Genomic DNA, 18,236 nt, shown 5'->3' on the forward strand with positions numbered 1-18,236 from the left:
GACGCATGCATCCGGAAGCATCCACGGATCGTGCGATCCGTTTTTCCGGGCAGGCCCTAAAGCTGCCGGGGATGCTGCCGTTATTGGTATCAGCAGCGGTACTGCGGCGCCCTACGCCACTCCACTGCACTCAGTACCGGTCAGGTTGAGCTGCCGGATCAAACGCCAAAAAGGAATCCGAATCATGGCACAAGTCATCAACACCAACATCATGTCGCTGAACGCCCAGCGCAACCTGAACACCAGCGCCACCAGCCTGGCGACCAGCATCCAGCGCCTGTCCTCGGGCATGCGCATCAACAGCGCCAAGGATGACGCCGCCGGCCTGGCGATTTCCGAGCGCTTCACCACCCAGATCCGCGGCCTGGACGTTGCCACCCGCAACGCCAACGACGGCATCTCGCTGGCGCAGACCGCCGAAGGCGCTATGGTCGAAATCGGCAACAACCTGCAGCGTATCCGCGAACTGGCCGTGCAGTCGGCCAACGCCACCAACTCCGGCACCGACCGCGACGCGCTGAACGCCGAAGTCAACCAGCTGCTGAAGGAAATCGACCGCGTCGCCAACCAGACCAGCTTCAACGGCACCAAGCTGCTGGACGGCAGCTTCACCGGCGCGCTGTTCCAGGTCGGCGCCGACGCCGGCCAGACCATCGGCATCAACAACATCGTCGATTCGCGCACCGCCAACCTGGGCAAGATGAACTTCGCCTCCGACACCACCGCCGTCAACGTGGTTGCCGCGACCGCTTCGGGCGTCGCCGCCGCCGCCGGCAAGATCTCCGGCGTCCAGATCAGCGTGCAGCAGGTCGGCGCCAGCGCGGCGCAGACGATCAACATCGACGACGTCAAGTTCAATGCCGGCGACAGCGTCAAGACCATCAACCAGAAGGTCGCCACCGCCATCAACGACAAGATGGACCAGACCGGCGTCTACGCCACCCTGGACAGCGCCGGCGCGGTCAAGCTGCAGGCGGTCAAGGGCAACCAGTACACCACCGGCTTCACCTTCGGCACCATCACCGACGCCGTCACCGGCCAGGCCACCGGCGTGACCGCGGGTGCCACCGCCTTCACCGCCCAGACCGCCGCCGCGGTGACCGCCCCGGCCCAGGAAACGGTCGCCGGCAAGATGGACATCTCCTCCTTCGTCGGCGCCCAGCGCGCCCTGGAAGTGGTGGACAAGGCGCTGACCGCGGTCAACAGCTCGCGCGCCGACATGGGTGCGATCCAGAACCGCTTCAGCTCCACCATCGCCAACCTGGCCACCACCTCGGAAAACCTGTCCGCTTCGCGCAGCCGCATCCGCGACGCCGACTACGCCAAGGAAACGGCCGAGATGACCCGCACGCAGATCCTGCAGCAGGCCGGTACCGCGATGCTGAGCCAGGCCAACAGCTCGACCCAGAACGTGCTCAGCCTGCTGCGCTGATCCGTCGGGGTCAGCCCGACCAGGCCATGACCCGAAGCCCCCGCCAGCGATGGCGGGGGCTTCATCCATTTGCAGCCGCGAAGGCCGCCGCCCGGTCCGGCGGCGGGCCCCGGGGGCGCTCCCGGCACGGGACTTGCACCCAAGGCGGGACCCAAAGCCGTCCCCGGGCTAAAGAAGCCCTGGCACGTGCCGATATCCGGGATGCCTGCAAGGGTGTCCATTTGCGCAAAAGGAATCCAGATGGCCTCGTCCTCCCTCTCCGTCGTCGGCTCCGGCCTGGACATCCCCACCCTCGTCTCGCAGCTGGTCGCCAACGAGCGCAAGCCGGCCGCCGACCGCATCAACACCCAGGGATCGACGGTCACCGCCAAACTTTCGGCGCTGGGCAGCATCAAGAGCTCGCTGAGCAGCATGCAGTCGGCGCTGGATGCGCTGGTCAAGGGCGCCAGCAACCAGGCCTACAAGACCTCGGTTCCGGAAGGCAGCGGCTTCGGCGCGACCGTGGTGACCGATGCCACCACCGGCAAGACCCTGGCGGTGGCCGGCTCCTACAACGTCGAAGTGCTGAGCCTCGCGCAACCGCAGAAGCTCAGTTCCGGGGCGTTCGCCGCCGATGCGGCGGTCGGTGACGGCACCCTGAAGATCGTCTGGGACGACAAGTCGATCGACGTCGAGATCAAGCCCGGCAGCACCCTGGCCGACATCGCCGCGGCGATCAACAAGAGCGCCAACGGCAAGGGCGTCAACGCCACCGTCATCACCGCCAGCGACGGCCAGCACCTGGTGCTCAATGCCGTGGACGCGGGCACCAAGGGCGCCCTGACCGTCTCGGCCAGCGGCGGCAACGGCGGGCTTTCCGCCCTGACCTGGGACGGCACCAGCGGCGGCCTCGCCCAGACCGTGGCCGCCACCAATGCCCGGGTGCGGGTGGACGGCTTCGAACGCGAGTCCAGCAGCAACAGCATCAGCGACCTGATCCCCGGCATCACCCTCAACCTGAACAAGGCCGAGGAAGGCACCACCAGGACCCTGACCGTCAGCCAGGACAACGCGCCGCTGAAGATCAACCTGCAGGCCTTCGTCAGCGCCTACAACGCCTCGGTCAACCTGCTCAAGAACTCCAGCGCCTACGACGCCACCAACAAGCGCGCATCGACCCTGACCGGCGACTCGCTGGTGCGCGGCCTGCAGCAGCAGCTGCGCGGCCAGCTCAGCGCCAACGTCGTGGACATGAAGGCGCTGGGGCTGACCATCAACACCGACGGCACCCTGGCGCTGAATGCCAGCACGTTCGACAAGACCCTGGCCGAGAACCCGAACGCGGCCGCGCGCCTGCTGGGCAAGGACGGCACCCTGTCCGACGGCCTGTCCAAGCTGCTCAAGAGCAACCTGGACACCGGCACCGGCACCCTGACCCTGCGTACCGACGCGCTCAACAAGCAGATCAAGAAGCTGGAAAAGGACCTGGACGACCTCGACGCGCGCATGGAGAAGGTGTCGGCGCGCTACACCCGGCAGTTCACCGCGATGGACTCGCTGGTCGCGCAGATGCAGGGCACCAGCAACTACCTTGCCCAGCAGCTTGCTGCACTGCAGAAATAATCGTCCGTCATTCAAGTAAACGGCCATGACGGCCGATACACGGATACCACCCCATCATTGCCGACGCCGCCCGGACCGCGCGCCGGACAGGTCCCAGGAGACTCTCACCATGTACGGTTCCAGCCGCAACTACGCCGAGCAGTACCGCAAGGTCGGCGTGTCCACCAAGGTTGTGGATGCCGATCCGCACAAACTGGTGGCCCTGCTGTTCGAAGGGGCCGGCGAGCGCATCCGTCGCGCCGAGGCGTTTCTTGCCCAGGGCGACCAGGCGATGAAGGGCAAGGCCATCGGCGAAGCCTGCGCCATCATCGGCCACCTCAACGGCTCGCTCGACCACGAGGCCGGCGGCGAGATCGCCGGCAACCTCTCGGCACTGTACGACTACGTCATCCAGCGCCTGACCGAAGCCAACCTCAACAACGACGTGCTGGCCCTGCAGGAGTCGCTGTCGCTCATGGGCGAGATCGAGTCGGCCTGGAACGCGATCCCTTCCGACCAGCGCCAACGCCCCGCCGTCACCGGAGCCTGAGGACATGATGGACCCCGATCACACCCTGAAGGCCCTGCACGACGACCTGGAAGCGCTGCGCGTGGCGGTGGAGCAGGAAGACCACGCCCAGGCCGAGCGCATCGCCAACGGCCACGACCGCCGCCTGCGCGAGTTCGTGGAGGCCTGCGGCGCCCAGGCCGCGGCCAACGGCCTGCGCAACCTGCTGGCACTGCAGCAGTCGCTGATGGCCGACATGCTGGTACGTCGTGACATCGCCGCCGCGCGGCTGCGCGCCGGACGCCAGTCGGTGCGCGCCGCGCACGCCTACCAGCAGGCCGAATCGCTGGCATGAACGCGCCCGGCGCCAGCATCGTGCACCACCCGGCCGAGGTCGAGCTGTTTGAGGACACGCTGACCTGCGATGTCTCGCTGCCGGCGGTGTTCGAAACGGGCAGCGGCGCGATCCGTGCCGGCGCGGCGGAAATGCTGTTGCGCAGCGTGGCGCTGGTGGAAGACTCGCGCGGCACCGACGATTCCGACGAGCGTGGTGCCGAAGGCAGCCAGCAACTGGCGCGGCTGGAAGCCCGCATGGACCTGGCCCTGGTGCTGCTGGGGCGCCTGCTGCGGCAATCCACCCAGGCCCTGCCGCTGCGCCCGGTGCGCTGGTCGCGCCGGGGCCTGCGGCTCGAACTGGGCCAGCGCACCGGCGCGGTCCAGGGCAGCGCCGGCATCGTGCGCCTGCAGCCGGCCGACTGGCTGCCCGACCACATCGAACTGCCGGTACAGGTGCTGGGCGAAGCCGCCTCGGGCAACGGCGGGCTCTACCTGTGGCTGCGCCTGCAGAGTACCGGCGACGCGCTGGACACCGCGCTGGAACGCCACCTGTTCCGCCTGCACCGGCGCCAGGTCGCCGACAGCCGGCGCCCGCGTTGATCCGCCCGTTCATGACCTTTGCCGCTTGGCGCGCACGCGCGCGCTCGGCTAAGGTGCGGCCATTCCCAAGCGGTGCCCGTGGCCGTGCGTGTCCTGATCGTCGATGACCATACGCTGGTGCGTGCCGGCCTGTGCCGCCTGCTGCAGACGTTCGGCGGGGTGCTCGTGGTCGGCGAAGCCAGCAACGCCGACCAGGCGCTGGAACTGGCCGTGCAGCATCACCCCGAGGTGGTGCTGATGGACCTCTCCCTGCCCGGCCGCAGCGGCCTAGAAGCCCTGTCCGACATCCGCCGCCGGGTGCCGCAGGCGCGCGTGGTGATGATGTCCATGCACGACGACACCGCGCACGTGCGCGATGCGCTGGACCGCGGCGCGGTCGGGTTCGTGGTCAAGGATGCCGCCCCGCAGGAGCTGGAGGTTGCCCTGCGCGCGGCCCATTCCGGGCAGGTGTTCCTGAGCCCGCAGATCTCCACGCGGATGCTCGCGCCCATGCTCGGTCGCGAACGCCCCACCGGCATCGCCGCACTGTCGCCGCGCCAGCGGCAGATCCTGCGCCAGCTCGGCAATGGCCGTACCACCAAGGAAATCGCCGCCGAGCTGGGGATCAGCGTGAAGACGGTCGAGACCCACCGCGCGCGCATGATGGAAGCCCTGGGCTGCCGTCGCGCAAACGACCTGCTGCTGCTGGCGGTGCGCCACCAGCAGGAACTCGCCTGAACCGGTGACGTTGGCCGGCGTTGGAATCGCGTCACAGATTCGGAAATCCGGCGCCTGCTGCGTCAGAATTCCGTAAGTCCTTGATACGCAAAACCCCGGCTCCACGGCCGCGACAGATTAATGACGAAATGTAGGGTGAATCCTTACATCATGTCAGGTGCATCCCTGACGGCGCAGGGTTTTCTCCTATTCATTCCCTGACACCCCCTACGCAAGATGTGTTCCATCACGGTCGCGTCACATGGCGGCCACGGGGATCAGACGACATGAAAGCCACGCTCGCCACCCAGCTCGGGCAACAGCTCCACCTCACGCCCGCCCTGCTGCAGTCCATCCGCCTGCTGCAGCTCAATGGCCTGCAGCTGGAGCAGGAGATCCGCCAGGTACTGGAGAACAACCCGCTGCTGGAGATCGAGGAAGACGCCGCCCCCGGCGTGGCAGAAGCCACCACCGACGGCGACCCGCAACTGGAGACCGCCGCGTTCGACGAACTGCCGGAGAGATCGATGTGGGACGTGGCCGGCGCCAGCTGGAACGACGCCGACGAGGACCGTACCGCGCGCCTGGCGATGGGCGAGTCCAGCGACCCGCACCTGCGCATCCTGCAGGCACTGTCGCTGGACCTGGACGAGGGTGACCTGGCGATCGCCGCGTTCTGGCTGGAGCATTGCGACGACGCCGGCTACCTGCAGCCGCCGCTGCCGCAGCTGACCCTGCTGGCCAGCGCCCGCTTCGACCGTGACGGCGCGCATGTGGAGAGCATCCGCCAGCGCCTGCTGCAGGGCGAACCGGCCGGCATGGCCGCGCGCGACCTCCGCGAGTGCCTGCAGGCACAGCTGGCCGCCGTGCCCGGCACGGTGCCGGCCCGGCACCTAGCGGCGCGGCTGCTGGGCGAGGACCTGCAGTTGCTGGCCAGCCACGACTATGCCGCCATCGCACGCCAGCTCGATGCCGAACAGGCCGATGTGCTCGAAGCGTTCCGCCTGGTCCTGTCGCTGCAGCCGCGCCCCGGCGACACGCTGCAGCCGCAGGCCGACGCGGCGGTCATTCCGGAAGTGGTGGCCTGGCGCGCCGACGGCCAGTGGCGGGTGGCGCTGAACCCGGCCACCACGCCGCGCGTGAGCCTCAACCCGGCCTACGAACGCGCCCTGGTCGCCAGCGAAGGCAGCGCCGCCGCCCAGCCGATGCGCGAGATGCTGCAGGAAGCGCGCTGGTTCACCCGTGGCCTGTCCATGCGCTACGACACCCTGCTGCGCACCGCGCGGGTCATCGTCGAACGCCAGGCCGCGTTCCTGGCCGAGGGCGAGGAAGCCATGGCGCCGCTGACCCTGAAGGAAGTGGCCGACGCCATCGGCATGCACGAGTCCACCGTCTCGCGCATCACCTCCGGCAAGTTCATGCAGACCCCGCGCGGCACCTTCGAGCTGAAGCACTTCTTCGCCGTGCGCCTGGACGGCGCCAGCATCTCCGGGCAGGCGGTCAAGGCGATGGTGCGGCGGCTGATCGAATCCGAGCCGCCGGCACGCCCGCTCGCCGACGAGGCCATCGCCGAACTGCTGTCGCGGCAGGGGGTCAACATCGCCCGTCGCACCGTGGCGAAATACCGCGAACAGCTGGACATCGCCCCGGCACGCGAGCGGAAGCGGCACAATGCGCGTCCGTTGCTGGCCCGCGCAGGCTGATCCGAGGAATCCAATGAGCAAGCTCACCGTTCTGCTGGTCGACGACCATGAAGGCTTCATCAACGCGGCCATGCGCCATTTCCGCAAGGTCGACTGGCTGCAGGTCGTCGGTAGCGCCGCCAACGGGCTGGAGGCGATCGAGCGCTCCGAGGCGTTGCGCCCGCAGGTGGTGCTGATGGACCTGGCGATGCCGGAGATGGGCGGGCTGCAGGCCACGCGCCTGATCAAGACCCAGGACGAGCCGCCGTACATCGTGATCGCCAGCCATTTCGACGACGCCGAGCACCGCGAGCACGCCCAGCGCGCCGGCGCCGACAATTTCGTCAGCAAGCTGTCCTACATCCAGGAGGTCATGCCGATCCTGGAAGGCGTACGGCAGGAACAGGGCCATGAGTGAATCGCGCATCCTCGTGATCGACAGCGAGGGCGTCCGTGCCGAGCGTACGGTGGCGCTGCTGGAGTTCATGGACCTCAACCCGCGCTGGGTCACCGACGTGGGCGACATCGACACCAGCCGCCACCGGGTCAACGACTGGATGGCGCTGGTGGTGGGCACCATCGAGGATCCGGCACGGGCCGCGCCGTTCTTCAACTGGCTGGCCGGCACCGGCATGCCGCCGGTGCTGCTGGCCGAGAGCGACCCGCTGGCGTTCGCGCGCCATTACGGCCTGCACGAGGCCAATGTCTGGCCGCTCGAACAGCCCATGCGCCATGCGCAGATGGAAGCGTTGCTGCGCCGCGCCAGCCTCAAGCGGCTGGACGCCGAGCACCATTCCGGCGGCGGCGAGGACACCGGCCCCACCGGCACCAGTCCAGCGGTGACCGAGCTGCGCCAGCTGATCGAACAGGTCGCCGGGTTCGACACCACGGTGCTGGTGCTCGGCGAATCGGGGACCGGCAAGGAAGTGGTGTCACGCGCCATCCACCTGCGCTCGCCGCGCCGCGACGGCCCGTTCGTGGCCATCAACTGTGGCGCGATCCCGCCGGACCTGCTGGAAAGCGAGCTGTTCGGCCACGAGAAGGGTGCCTTCACCGGTGCGTTGAGCGCGCGCAAGGGCCGCTTCGAAATGGCCGAGGGTGGCACCCTGCTGCTGGACGAGATCGGCGACATGAGCCTGCCGATGCAGGTCAAGCTGCTGCGCGTGCTGCAGGAACGCAGCTTCGAGCGCGTCGGCGGCAACCAGACCATCCGCTGCAACGTGCGGGTGATCGCCGCCACCCACCGCAACCTGGAAACCCGCATCGCCGAAGGCAAGTTCCGCGAGGACCTGTTCTACCGCCTGAACGTGTTCCCGATCGACGTGCCGGCGCTGCGCGAACGCATCAGCGACATTCCGGCGCTGGTGGAGACCATCGCCGCGCAGCTGGCGCGTACCGGCCGTGGCGAGGTCCGCTTCGCCGCCGAAGCGCTGCAGGCGCTGGCCGCCTATCGCTGGCCGGGCAACGTGCGCGAACTGACCAACCTGGTCGAGCGCCTGGCGGTGCTGCACCCGGGCGGGCTGGTGCGGGTCCAGGACCTGCCCGCGCGCTACCGCAGCGAGGCCGCCCCGCCGCCGGTGGCGCTGGATGACGAGCGGCCGCTGGCCAGCCTGTCGGCCAGCGTGCCGGCGCCCGCCCCGGCCGCCGCCGGGGGCGGCACGGCGCCGGCACGGCTGCCCGACGATGGCCTGGACCTGCGCGACCACATGGCCGGCATCGAGCTGAAACTGATCAACGAGGCACTCGAACGCACCCAGGGCGTGGTCGCCCATGCCGCGCAGCTGCTCGGCCTGCGCCGCACCACCCTGGTGGAGAAGCTGCGCAAGTACGGGATCGACCGCGAGCAGAACGAAACCCCCTGACGCCCCACGCCGCGGGAGCCGACTCCCGCCGCCGGGCACGCCGCTTGCAGGACATCGGTGGGCGCCCCTGGCCCGTACCGGACATGGGCGGGAGGCGCATGCCGCATACGATCGCAGGAGATACCGAACAATGGCGCTTGCCATGGACCTTGATGCCGACGACGCGGCCCATGCCGACCTGGCCGAGACCCGGTTCGTGCACCTGCGGCACCCCGGCGACAGCAACCTGATCCACCTGTCGCGCAGGGACCCGCAACTGAAGGCGCTGCTGCTGCATCTGGTCGGCCAGGGCTTCCTGGTCTACAAGTTCCGCAACGACGACGGCGCGGTGACCTCGTTCGTGCATGCCAAGGCGGCACCCCGGTTCTGGGCCAGGCATACACAGTTCGGCCTGCGCGAACACGACGGCGTCTGCTACCTGCTGGAGAAGCCGGCACATGCCCCGGCGCGGCGCCTGCTGGTGGTCTTTTCCAGTATTCCGCCGGTCGACCAGATGTACGATGCCGGATTCTCGGCGCGCTACCTCGCGCGGAACCTGAGCCAGGCGCCGAAGTACATGCCATGGGATACGGCGATCCTGCGCATCGCCGACCTCGGCGGCGTGGTCGGCGCGTTCTACACCGATACGCTGGCGCAGCCGGACAACGAGGCCCGCGTGTCCGCATTGATCACCCGGGTGATGGCCGAGCTGGACATCGAGCCGCGGCACACGGTCCTGTACGGTGCCTCCAAGGGCGGCTCCGGCGCCCTGCTGCATTCGCTGCGCACCGGGTTGAACGCGGTCTGCGTGGAGCCGATCCTGTCCGACGACTACTACGTGCGCCGCTATCGCGACTCGCATTTCACCTGCGGCGTGTTCCCGCGCGACAAGCGCGAGCTGTTCAGCGCCGCCCTGGCCACGGCCTGCCCGCCGGCACGCCGGCTGCTGATCTACTCCAGCCAGTCGCCGCAGCTGCCCTACATCCGCGATATCGCCATGGCCTCGGCGGAAGGCCGGAACATGGCCTTCATCGACGTGCAGAACCCGGCGATCAGCGACCACCCGGATGTCGCGCCGGCGTCGCTGGGGCTGCAGGTGACCCTGCTGAACCAGCTGCTGTGCGGGGTCGATGTCGATCCTGCCCAGCTCGACGCGCTGCGCGCCGCGAACCGGTCCTGAGTGGAGCCGCTGATGCCTGTCGACCCCCGCCTGGCCGAGCGTTTCCTGCGCGTGCGCACGCGCCTGCCCGGCGTGCCCGAGCTGCCCACCCGCAGCTTCGGTCCGGACGAGGACCGCTGGTACAGCTACAAGTTCACCGCGCTGGACGAGGCGGTGCGCGACGTGCGCCTGCCGGGCGATTTCCTGCAACTGGGCGTGTTCAAGGGCCAGTGCGCGCGCTTCCTGCATGCGCGCATGCCGGCCGGGCGCAGGCTGTACCTGCTGGACAGCTTCGAGGGGCTGCCCGAGGACTGGATGGGCACGTGGCGCAAAGGCGCCTTCGCGCTGGCGCCGGAAGACATCCCGGTGTTCGAGGCCGCCAATGTCGAGGTGGTGCCGGGCTGGTTCAGCGACACCGTCGACGGCGTGGCCGCACGGCTGGACGCCCCGCTGGCGCTGATCCATGCCGATGCCGACCTGTACAGCTCCACGCTTGAGGCGCTGGCCGGCCTGGATGCACGGATCGCGCCGGGCACGGTGATCCTGTTCGACGAGTACTTCATGCAGGCCGGGGACGACTTCCGCGACGACGAACACCGCGCCCTGCTCGACTGGTGCCAGCGGTACGACCGCGACTTCGAATACCTGTGGAAATCGGAATGGGTCCAGGTGGCGGTCCGGATCACCCGCTGACCGCGCCGGCGGCAGTTGCCGGCATGCGCCTTGCATGCCCCCCGGCCATCAACGTTCGCACGGAATCCGGCATGACCATCGTCCTGACCTACGGCACCTTCGACCTGCTGCATATCGGTCATGTCAACCTGCTGCGACGCGCGCGGGCACTGGGCAGCTCGCTGGTCGTGGGCCTGTCCTCGGACAGCTTCAATGCGATCAAGGACAAGCGCGCCACGCAGAGCTATTCCGACCGCGAAGCGGTGCTGCGCGCCATCCGCTACGTCGACGACGTGTTCCCTGAGGACAGTTGGGAACAGAAGGCCGACGACATCCGCCGGCTCGGCGCGGACGTCCTGGTGATGGGCTCGGACTGGCGGGGCCATTTCGACGAGCTGTCGCGCTACTGCCAGGTCCGCTACCTGCCGCGTACCGAGAACATCTCCAGCTCCGCCCTCAAGGCCAGCATCCGCTCGATGCAGTAAGCAGCAGCCTCCCGATGAACGACACCACCGCCATCCCGTCCCCGGCCCCGGCTGCCGCCGAGGCCGGCGCTGCCCAGCAGCCGGCCGTGCCGGCATGGTTCGACGCGGACTTCTACCGCGCCGGCAACCCGGATCTTGCCGGTACCGACGACGGCGCGTGGGAGCATTTCCGCGACCACGGCTGGCGTGAGTACCGCAACCCGTCGGCCACGTTCGACCTGTGGTGGTACCAGGCCATGCACCTGGAGGGCGACCATCGCCGCGACCCGGTGGCGCACTACGCCCGCATCGGCCAGGCGCAGGGCCTGCAGACTTGCCTGGCCGCCGGCGAACGCCTGGAGGTGGCCGCCAAGACCCGCTTCAACCTGCGCACGCTGGCACTGCTCGAGGCACTGGACGCGCCGGGCACGGTGTTCGCCCGCATCGCCGCCAACCTGGCGCGGATGCAGTTGTGGGACGTGGCCGACATGTTCGCGTTGCGTGCCTGCGACCTGCAGCCCGGGGTCGCCGCGCACCACGCGCTGCTCGGCTCGATCGTGGCCCGGCGCAATGGCTGGCGGCGGGTGGTGACCGCGCTGCGCACCGCCACCGCCATGCAGGATGACCGCGCCGACTGGTTCCATGAGCTGGGCGTGGCCTGCGAGCGCCTGGGCTGGCTGGACGATGCCGCCAGCGCCTACACCCGGGCACTGGCGCTGGACGGGTGCAACACCGATACCCATTACCGGCTCGGCCGCGTGGAAGAACGGCGCGGGCATCCCCAGGCCGCCGAGGCCTGCTACGCCCGCGCCATCGCTTCGGATGCGGACGCGGCGGTACTGGGCATCGGCCTGTGGCATGAGCGGGAGAAGGACTGGGCCGGCGCCGAGTGTGCCTACCGCCAGCGCCTGCAGCAGCCGGGCCAGGCCGACAATGCGCCGCTGCGTTTCGCCCGCGGCCGCCTGCTGGAGATGCTGCACCGCTGGGAAGAGGCCGTGGAGGCCTACCGCGCCGCGCTCGCGCTGCAGCCATCGCAACCGGAATGGCACTACCGCCACGGCTGGATGCTGGAGCGCCTGCAGCGCCCGGCCGACGCAGCCGCGGCCTACGCGCGCGCCCTGGCGCTGCGCGAGGATGGCGACTGGCGCTACCGGCAGGGCGTATGCCTGCATGCCAGCGGCGATACCGGCGCGGCGATCGCGGCATGGCTGCAATGCCTGCCGCAGGAGCCGCAGGCCCTGCCCGCCGCGGACCCGGATACGGCACGGCAGCGCCAGGCGTGGAGCGAGCGGCTGTGCATCGACAGGGTCGACGCGCACGCGCACGTCGAGCTCGGCCAGGCCTGCGAGCGCCTGGGCCTGGACGCCGAGGCCGCCGCGGCCTACCACGCCGCCGCTGCCCGCCATGACACCCACTGCCCGCGCCTGCACTACCGCCTGGGCGTGGTCCTGCACCGCGCCGGGCGCGATGCCGAAGCCTGCCTGGCGTTCCTCGACACCCGCCTGTTCCGGCGCGACTTCGACATTGTTCCCGAGGACACCGGCAACCCGGCCCAGTCCGCGCGCGACATCAAGCTCGAGTACGCCGAGTTCATCGAGACCCTGCCGGTCCGCGACGAGGTGGTCCTGTACGAAAGCTTCCATGGCGACTCGGTGAGCTGCAACCCGCTGGCGGTGTTCCGCGCGGCGCGCGCGCACCTGGCCGGGCGCGGCATGCTGCATGTCTGGGCGGTCAAGCCGCACGCGGTCATTCCGCCGGACCTGGCCGCCGCGCCGGACGTGGTCTTCGTCCGCCATGGCAGCCCCCTGTACGCGCGTTACCTGGCCACCGCCGGCTGGCTGGTGAACAACAACACGTTCATGCCGTACTTCGTGCGGCGCCCGCAGCAGCGCTATCTCAACACCTGGCACGGCACGCCGCTGAAGAAGCTGGGTGCCGATATTCCCGGTGCCCTGTTCGACCACAAGAACGCCGTGCGCAACCTGCTGCAGGCCACGCACCTGGCGATGCCCAACGCCTTCACCCGGCAGGTGCTGCTCGGGTCGATGCAGGTGGCCGAGGTGATCGGCGGCCGCATCGCCGACACCGGGCAGCCGCGGATCGACCTGATGCTCGGCGCCGACGCCAACGCCCGCGCGCGGATCAGGCAGCGCCTGGGCCTGGATGCGGACGAGCGCATCGTCCTGTACGCCCCAACCTGGCGCGGCAGCCTGGACGGCGCGTCGCTCGATGCCGAGCTGGTGTCCGGCGCGATCGCACGCCTGGCCGGGCATGGCGCCACCGTGCTGTTCAGTGGCCACCACATGGTGGCCCGCAAGCTCGGGCCGTTGCCGGAAGGTGCGATGCCGGTGCCGGCCGGAACCGACATCACCGAGCTGATGGCGGTGGTGGACGTGCTGGTCACCGACTACTCCTCGATCCTGTTCGATTTCCTGCCCAGCGGCCGCCCGGTGGTGCTGTACGTTCCGGACCTGGAGCAATACCGCCGCGAGCGCGGGCTGTACTTCGACATCGACACCCTGCCGGTGCAGGCCTGCCACACCGCCGACGCGCTCGAACAGGCGCTGTCGCAGGCGCTGGCCGCGCGCACGCCCGGGCATGACGATGCGGCCCGGCGCGAGGCCGCGCGCCAGGCGTACTGGCCGCTGGAGGACGGTGGATCGGCGGCGCGGACCGTCCGCTTCTTCTTCGAAGGCGATACCCGGCATGAGGTCGCCAGGCCACCGCGGAGCAAGCGCACCCTGCTGTTCCAGGTCGGCAATTTCAGCCCCAACGGGGTGACCGCTTCGTTCAACCGCCTGGCCGGGTCGATCGACCCGTCGAAGATGGCATTGACCGTGATCGTCGACCCGTGGACGCTGGAAAGCTACCCGCAGCGCATGGAGCGCTTCGCCGAGCTGCCCGCGCACGTGGCGCGCTGGGGGCGCATCAGCTTCCCGGTGGCCAACCGCGAGCAGGCGTGGCTCAGTACCCGCCAGGGCAGCCGCGAAGTGCTCAACCCGCGCCAGATGGCATTGCTGCAGACCTATTACGTCCGCGAGTACGCGCGCCAGTTCGGCAGCGCCGATTTCGACGCGGTGGTGGATTTTTCCGGCTATGCGGCGTTCTGGACCGCCTTGTTCGCACGCGGCCGCCCACCGGGAACGCGCTGCGTGGCGTACCTGCACAACGACATGGAACAGGAATTCCGCAGCCGTCACCCGCAGCTGGCCAAGGTATTCGAGCAGTACCCGCTGTGCGACGCGCTGATATCGGTGTCCGACAGCCTGGATGCGGTCAACCGGCGCCGCTTTGGCCCGGTACCGGGCCAGCAGGCCGATCGCTTCCACAGCGTCGACAACTGCATCGACCCCGCGTTCATCCGGCGTCATGCACGGGAGCCGCTCCCGGCCGGGCTCGCCGACTGGCGTGATGGCCATGTGCTGCTGGGGACGGTGGGCCGGCTGTCGCCGGAGAAAGGCCATCGCCGGCTGCTGGACGCCTTCGCGCAGGTGCGCCGCCGCCACCCGCGGGTGCGCCTGGTGATCGTCGGCGAGGGCCCGGAACGGCCGCTGCTGCAGCAGCGCATCGCCGAGCTGGGGCTGGAGCACGACGTGCTGCTCACCGGTGCGCTGGCCAACCCCTACCCGGTGATGCGCGCGCTCGACCTGTTCGTGCTGTCCTCGCACTACGAGGGCCAGGGCATCGTCCTGCTCGAGGCATTGACGCTCGGCCGCCCGGTGCTGTCCACCGACATTCCCGGCCCGCGCAGCGTACTGGGCGGAGGCTGCGGCGCACTGGTACCCGACTCGACCGAAGGACTGGCCCAGGGCATGGGCGCCTGGCTGGAGCACCCGCACGTGGCCGCGGCCTGGGACGCCGAAGCCTACTCGCAACGCGCACTGGCCCAGTTCGAACGCGCCGTGGCGGGCATCGGCTGAGATGGCCGCGCGCATCCATGTACTGGTGTTCCCCTGCGGTTCGGAGATCGGGCTGGAGATCCATGCCGCCCTGCGCCAGGCCAAGGACATCGTCCTGCACGGGGCATCGTCGGTGGACGATCACGGCGAGTTCGTCTATCGCCGCTACCGGCGCATCGCAGCCGATACCCGTTCCAGCGATCTCGTCGCCGAACTCAACGCCCTGATCGACGAATGGGGCATCGACCTGGTGGTACCCGCGCACGACGACGTGATTCCGCTGCTGGCCGCGCAGCGCGGGCGGCTGCGCGCCGCCGCCGCGGTGCCCGACGCCGGACTGGCGATGCTGTGCCGGGACAAACGCGCGACCTACGCACGCCTGCGCCCGCTGGGCATCGTGCCCGCGGACGCCGGCCCGGTGGGCGGCCACTATCCGCTGTTCGCCAAACCGGCCATCGGCCAGGGCAGCCGCGGCGCCGAGCGCGTCGACGACGCACACCGCCACCGCCAGCTGCTGGAAGCCGGCGAACACTATGTATTCAGCGAATACCTGCCCGGCGAGGAATACACGGTGGACTGCCTGTCGGCCGCCGACGGCCGCCTGCTGCATGCCGCGCCGCGGTGCCGGGCCCGCACCCGCAACGGCATCAGCGTGCGCACCGAGCCGGCCGACGTACCCGACCTGGTGGCGATGGCCGCGGCGATCGCGGGCGAACTGCGGCTGCGCGGGGCCTGGTTCTTCCAGGCGCGGCGCGACGTCCACGGCGTGCCCAGGCTGCTCGAGGTCGCGCCGCGGATCGCCGGTTCCATGGCGCTGTCGCGGATGCGCGGCGTCAACTTCGCCCTGCTCCATGTCTATGCGTACCTGGATCGCCCGTTCTCGGTGCTGCCGCTGGACCACGCGGTCCAGCTCGACCGCGCGCTCGGCAACCGCTACCGCACCGGGCTGCACTACCGCCGCGTCTACCTGGACCTGGACGACACCCTGATCCTCGACGGCAAGGTCAACCCGATCATCGCCGCCCTGCTCTACCAGTGGAGCGCGGCGGACATCGAGGTGGTGCTGCTGACCCGCCACCGCGCCTGCCCGCGCCAGACCCTGGAACAGCACCGGCTGTGCCCGGCACTATTCGCGCGGATCGTGCACCTGCGCGACGGCTCGGCGAAAAGTGCCGCCATCGCCGGCGATCTGCCAGCGATCTTCATCGACGACGCCTTCAGTGAACGCCGGGAGGTGCGGGAAGCCACCGGCATCCCGGTCTTCGACCTGGATGCCGTCGAGCAGCTGCTGGACACCCGCAGCTGACATCGGCCCGGCCCGGCACATACGGGCGCGCGGCTGGAACGGGTCTTGCATCGGAACCAGCGCCGCGCAGGCATGCCGAACCAGAGCCCTGGATGAAAACCAAGCCCGTCCACGTCACCAGCCCCCTCCTGCCACCACTGGAGGAGTTCATCCCGTACCTGGAGCGGATCTGGGAAAGCCGCATCCTGACCAATGCCGGCAGCATGCACCAGGCGCTGGAGAAGGCGTTGTGCAGCTATCTGGGGGTCAAGCACATCGCCCTGTTCGCCAACGGCACGCTGGCCCTGGTCACCGCGCTGCAGGCACTGCGCATCACCGGCGAGGTCATCACCACCCCCTATTCCTTCGTGGCCACCGCGCACTCGCTGCTGTGGAACGGCGTCAAGCCGGTGTTCGTGGACATCGACCCGGAGACACTCAACCTGGATCCGGCCAAGATCGAGGCGGCGATCACCCCGCAGACCACGGCGATCATGCCGGTGCACTGCTATGGCACGCCCTGCGACGTATCGGCCATCGCCCGCATCGCCGACACCTACAACCTGAAGGTCATCTACGACGCCGCCCATGCCTTCGCGGTGCGCGACGCACGCGGCAGCGTGCTGCGCCACGGCGACCTGTCGATCCTCAGTTTCCACGCCACCAAGGTGTTCAACACCTTCGAGGGCGGCGCCATCGTATGCCCGGACGCGCGCACCAAGCAGCGCATCGACCACCTCAAGAACTTCGGCTTCGTCAACGAGACCACCGTGGTCGCCCCCGGCATCAACGGCAAGATGCACGAGGTCAGCGCCGCCTTCGGGCTGCTGCAGCTCCGGCACATCGACCGCGCCCTGGCGCGGCGTGCCGAGATCGATGCGCAGTACCGCCAGCGCCTGTCCGCGATCCGCGGCCTGCACTGCCTGCCCAGGGTCAGCCGGGACATGGGCAACCATGCCTACTTCCCGGTGATGATCAACGAGGATTTCCCGATCGGCCGCGATGCGCTCTACCAGCTCATGCGCGCGCAGAACATCCTGGTACGGCGCTATTTCCACCCGCTGATCAGCGAATTCCCGATGTACCGGGGCCTGCCCTCGGCAACCCCGGGCAACCTGCCGGTCGCGCACGCCGCCGCACGCCGCGTGCTGTGCCTGCCGATCCACCCGGACCTCGCCTCCGCCGAGGTCGACCGGGTCTGCGACCTGATCGTTGCGCAGTTGCGCATGCATGCGGCATGACCCAGCCCGGGACACGCCCGTTGCTGCGCCACCGCCGGATCGTGGATGCCCGGCTGGGCGTCCCCCTGCTGGCGCTGTGGCGGGTACTGGACTGGGTACTGCCCAAGCGCAGTGAACGCTGGGCATTTTTCGACCACCCGCTCAAGCGCGGGCAGTTCATCGAGAACGCGCGTGCGGTGTACGAACAGGTGCGCGACGACCCGCGCGTGCAGATCCGCATATTCGTGCGCGGCGGCCATCGCCCGCGCGGCATCGAGGAGTCGGCGCGCGTGCGGATCGTGGCCCTGGACACCCTGGCCGGGCTGCTGGAACTGGCCCGCTGCGGGGTCCTGCTGCTGACCAACTCCACCGCGCTGGACATGTCGCTGGCCTGGCGCGACGGCGGCCATGGCGCGCCGCGGCCCGCGCTGCGCCGCAGGCTGGTGGTCAACCTCTGGCACGGCATTCCGCTCAAGCGGCTGTTCGCCCTGGCCAATCCCAGCCAGCGCCGGCACGGCGACCGCGACCGTTTCCGCCGGCGCGAGCGCCGCTTCTACACGGGGCTGGTGGCGTCATCGGAAGTGGATGCCAATGCGATGGCAGCGATCTTCCATCCGATTCCGCCGGCCAACGTCTGGGTCACCGGACTGCCACGCACCGATTTCCTGCGCATGCCCGAGGCCGAGCTGCCGGCCACGCTGCGCACCGAGCTGGCCCGGGTGCGCGCCCTGCGCCGCGGCCGCCGGCTGCTGCTCTATGCGCCCACCTACCGTGACGCCAGCGCCGCAGGCGACCGCGACTATGCCTTCAGCAACGCCGAAGTGGCGCGGCTGAAGCATCTGCTGCGGCGCCACGATGCGG

At 69.4% G+C, this 18,236-nt stretch carries 16 protein-coding genes; all 16 read left to right on the top strand.

Annotated elements, in window-relative coordinates:
• Positions 1 to 184: 184 nt before the first annotated feature.
• Positions 185 to 1,432, top strand: a complete 1,248-nt coding sequence (locus tag ABB33_RS15280; RefSeq protein WP_054665766.1) for a flagellin — start codon at positions 185 to 187, stop codon at positions 1,430 to 1,432.
• A gap of 240 nt (positions 1,433 to 1,672) precedes the next feature.
• Positions 1,673 to 3,034 carry a flagellar filament capping protein FliD gene (gene fliD / locus ABB33_RS15285; RefSeq protein WP_056932652.1) on the top strand — a complete coding sequence of 454 codons (1,362 nt, stop codon included), beginning with the start codon at positions 1,673 to 1,675 and terminating at the stop codon, positions 3,032 to 3,034.
• Between the two features lie 109 nt (positions 3,035 to 3,143).
• Positions 3,144 to 3,563 (top strand): flagellar export chaperone FliS, encoded by a 420-nt coding sequence (gene fliS / locus ABB33_RS15290; protein ID WP_054665771.1) that lies wholly within the window; start codon positions 3,144 to 3,146, stop codon positions 3,561 to 3,563.
• Between the two features lie 4 nt (positions 3,564 to 3,567).
• Complete coding sequence (locus ABB33_RS15295) at positions 3,568 to 3,876, top strand: hypothetical protein (RefSeq protein WP_182212854.1); 309 nt, start codon at positions 3,568 to 3,570, stop codon at positions 3,874 to 3,876.
• Positions 3,873 to 4,457 (top strand): PilZ domain-containing protein, encoded by a 585-nt coding sequence (locus tag ABB33_RS15300; RefSeq protein ID WP_056932653.1) that lies wholly within the window; start codon positions 3,873 to 3,875, stop codon positions 4,455 to 4,457. Before ABB33_RS15295 ends, ABB33_RS15300 begins: the two co-directional genes overlap by 4 nt.
• An 84-nt stretch (positions 4,458 to 4,541) precedes the next feature.
• Positions 4,542 to 5,174: a response regulator gene (locus ABB33_RS15305; RefSeq protein ID WP_054668677.1), complete on the top strand. Its 633-nt coding sequence runs from the start codon at positions 4,542 to 4,544 to the stop codon at positions 5,172 to 5,174.
• Between the two features lie 266 nt (positions 5,175 to 5,440).
• Entirely contained in the window at positions 5,441 to 6,856 is a 1,416-nt protein-coding gene (gene rpoN, locus ABB33_RS15310; protein WP_056932654.1) for an RNA polymerase factor sigma-54, read from the top strand.
• Between the two features lie 13 nt (positions 6,857 to 6,869).
• On the top strand, positions 6,870 to 7,253 hold the full coding sequence (locus tag ABB33_RS15315) for a response regulator (protein ID WP_054665780.1): 384 nt from the start codon (positions 6,870 to 6,872) through the stop codon (positions 7,251 to 7,253).
• Positions 7,246 to 8,697, top strand: a complete 1,452-nt coding sequence (locus ABB33_RS15320) for a sigma-54 dependent transcriptional regulator (RefSeq protein ID WP_056932655.1) — start codon at positions 7,246 to 7,248, stop codon at positions 8,695 to 8,697. The genes ABB33_RS15315 and ABB33_RS15320 overlap by 8 nt, the downstream gene beginning before the upstream one ends.
• Positions 8,698 to 8,839: 142 nt before the next feature.
• Positions 8,840 to 9,856, top strand: coding sequence for an XcbB/CpsF family capsular polysaccharide biosynthesis protein (locus tag ABB33_RS15325; protein WP_182212852.1), 1,017 nt, complete (start codon positions 8,840 to 8,842; stop codon positions 9,854 to 9,856).
• Between the two features lie 12 nt (positions 9,857 to 9,868).
• Positions 9,869 to 10,528: a TylF/MycF/NovP-related O-methyltransferase gene (locus tag ABB33_RS15330; RefSeq protein ID WP_152985122.1), complete on the top strand. Its 660-nt coding sequence runs from the start codon at positions 9,869 to 9,871 to the stop codon at positions 10,526 to 10,528.
• A gap of 71 nt (positions 10,529 to 10,599) precedes the next feature.
• A complete protein-coding gene (locus tag ABB33_RS15335) occupies positions 10,600 to 10,992 on the top strand; it encodes an FAD synthase family protein (RefSeq protein WP_054665792.1) in 393 nt (130 codons plus the stop codon).
• A gap of 14 nt (positions 10,993 to 11,006) precedes the next feature.
• The gene (locus ABB33_RS15340) at positions 11,007 to 14,891 is read left to right on the top strand and encodes a glycosyltransferase (protein WP_056932658.1); all 3,885 of its coding nucleotides are present in this window, start codon (positions 11,007 to 11,009) and stop codon (positions 14,889 to 14,891) included.
• A gap of 1 nt (position 14,892) precedes the next feature.
• Positions 14,893 to 16,176, top strand: coding sequence for an ATP-grasp domain-containing protein (locus tag ABB33_RS15345; protein WP_056932659.1), 1,284 nt, complete (start codon positions 14,893 to 14,895; stop codon positions 16,174 to 16,176).
• A gap of 92 nt (positions 16,177 to 16,268) precedes the next feature.
• Positions 16,269 to 17,396, top strand: coding sequence for a DegT/DnrJ/EryC1/StrS family aminotransferase (locus ABB33_RS15350; RefSeq protein ID WP_056932660.1), 1,128 nt, complete (start codon positions 16,269 to 16,271; stop codon positions 17,394 to 17,396).
• Positions 17,393 to 18,236 (top strand): CDP-glycerol glycerophosphotransferase family protein (locus ABB33_RS15355; RefSeq protein ID WP_211260893.1); only part of this gene is annotated, 844 nt, incomplete at its 3' end. The genes ABB33_RS15350 and ABB33_RS15355, both read left to right, overlap by 4 nt.

Source organism: Stenotrophomonas acidaminiphila (genome assembly GCF_001431595.1).
GTDB classification, from domain to species: domain Bacteria; phylum Pseudomonadota; class Gammaproteobacteria; order Xanthomonadales; family Xanthomonadaceae; genus Stenotrophomonas; species Stenotrophomonas acidaminiphila.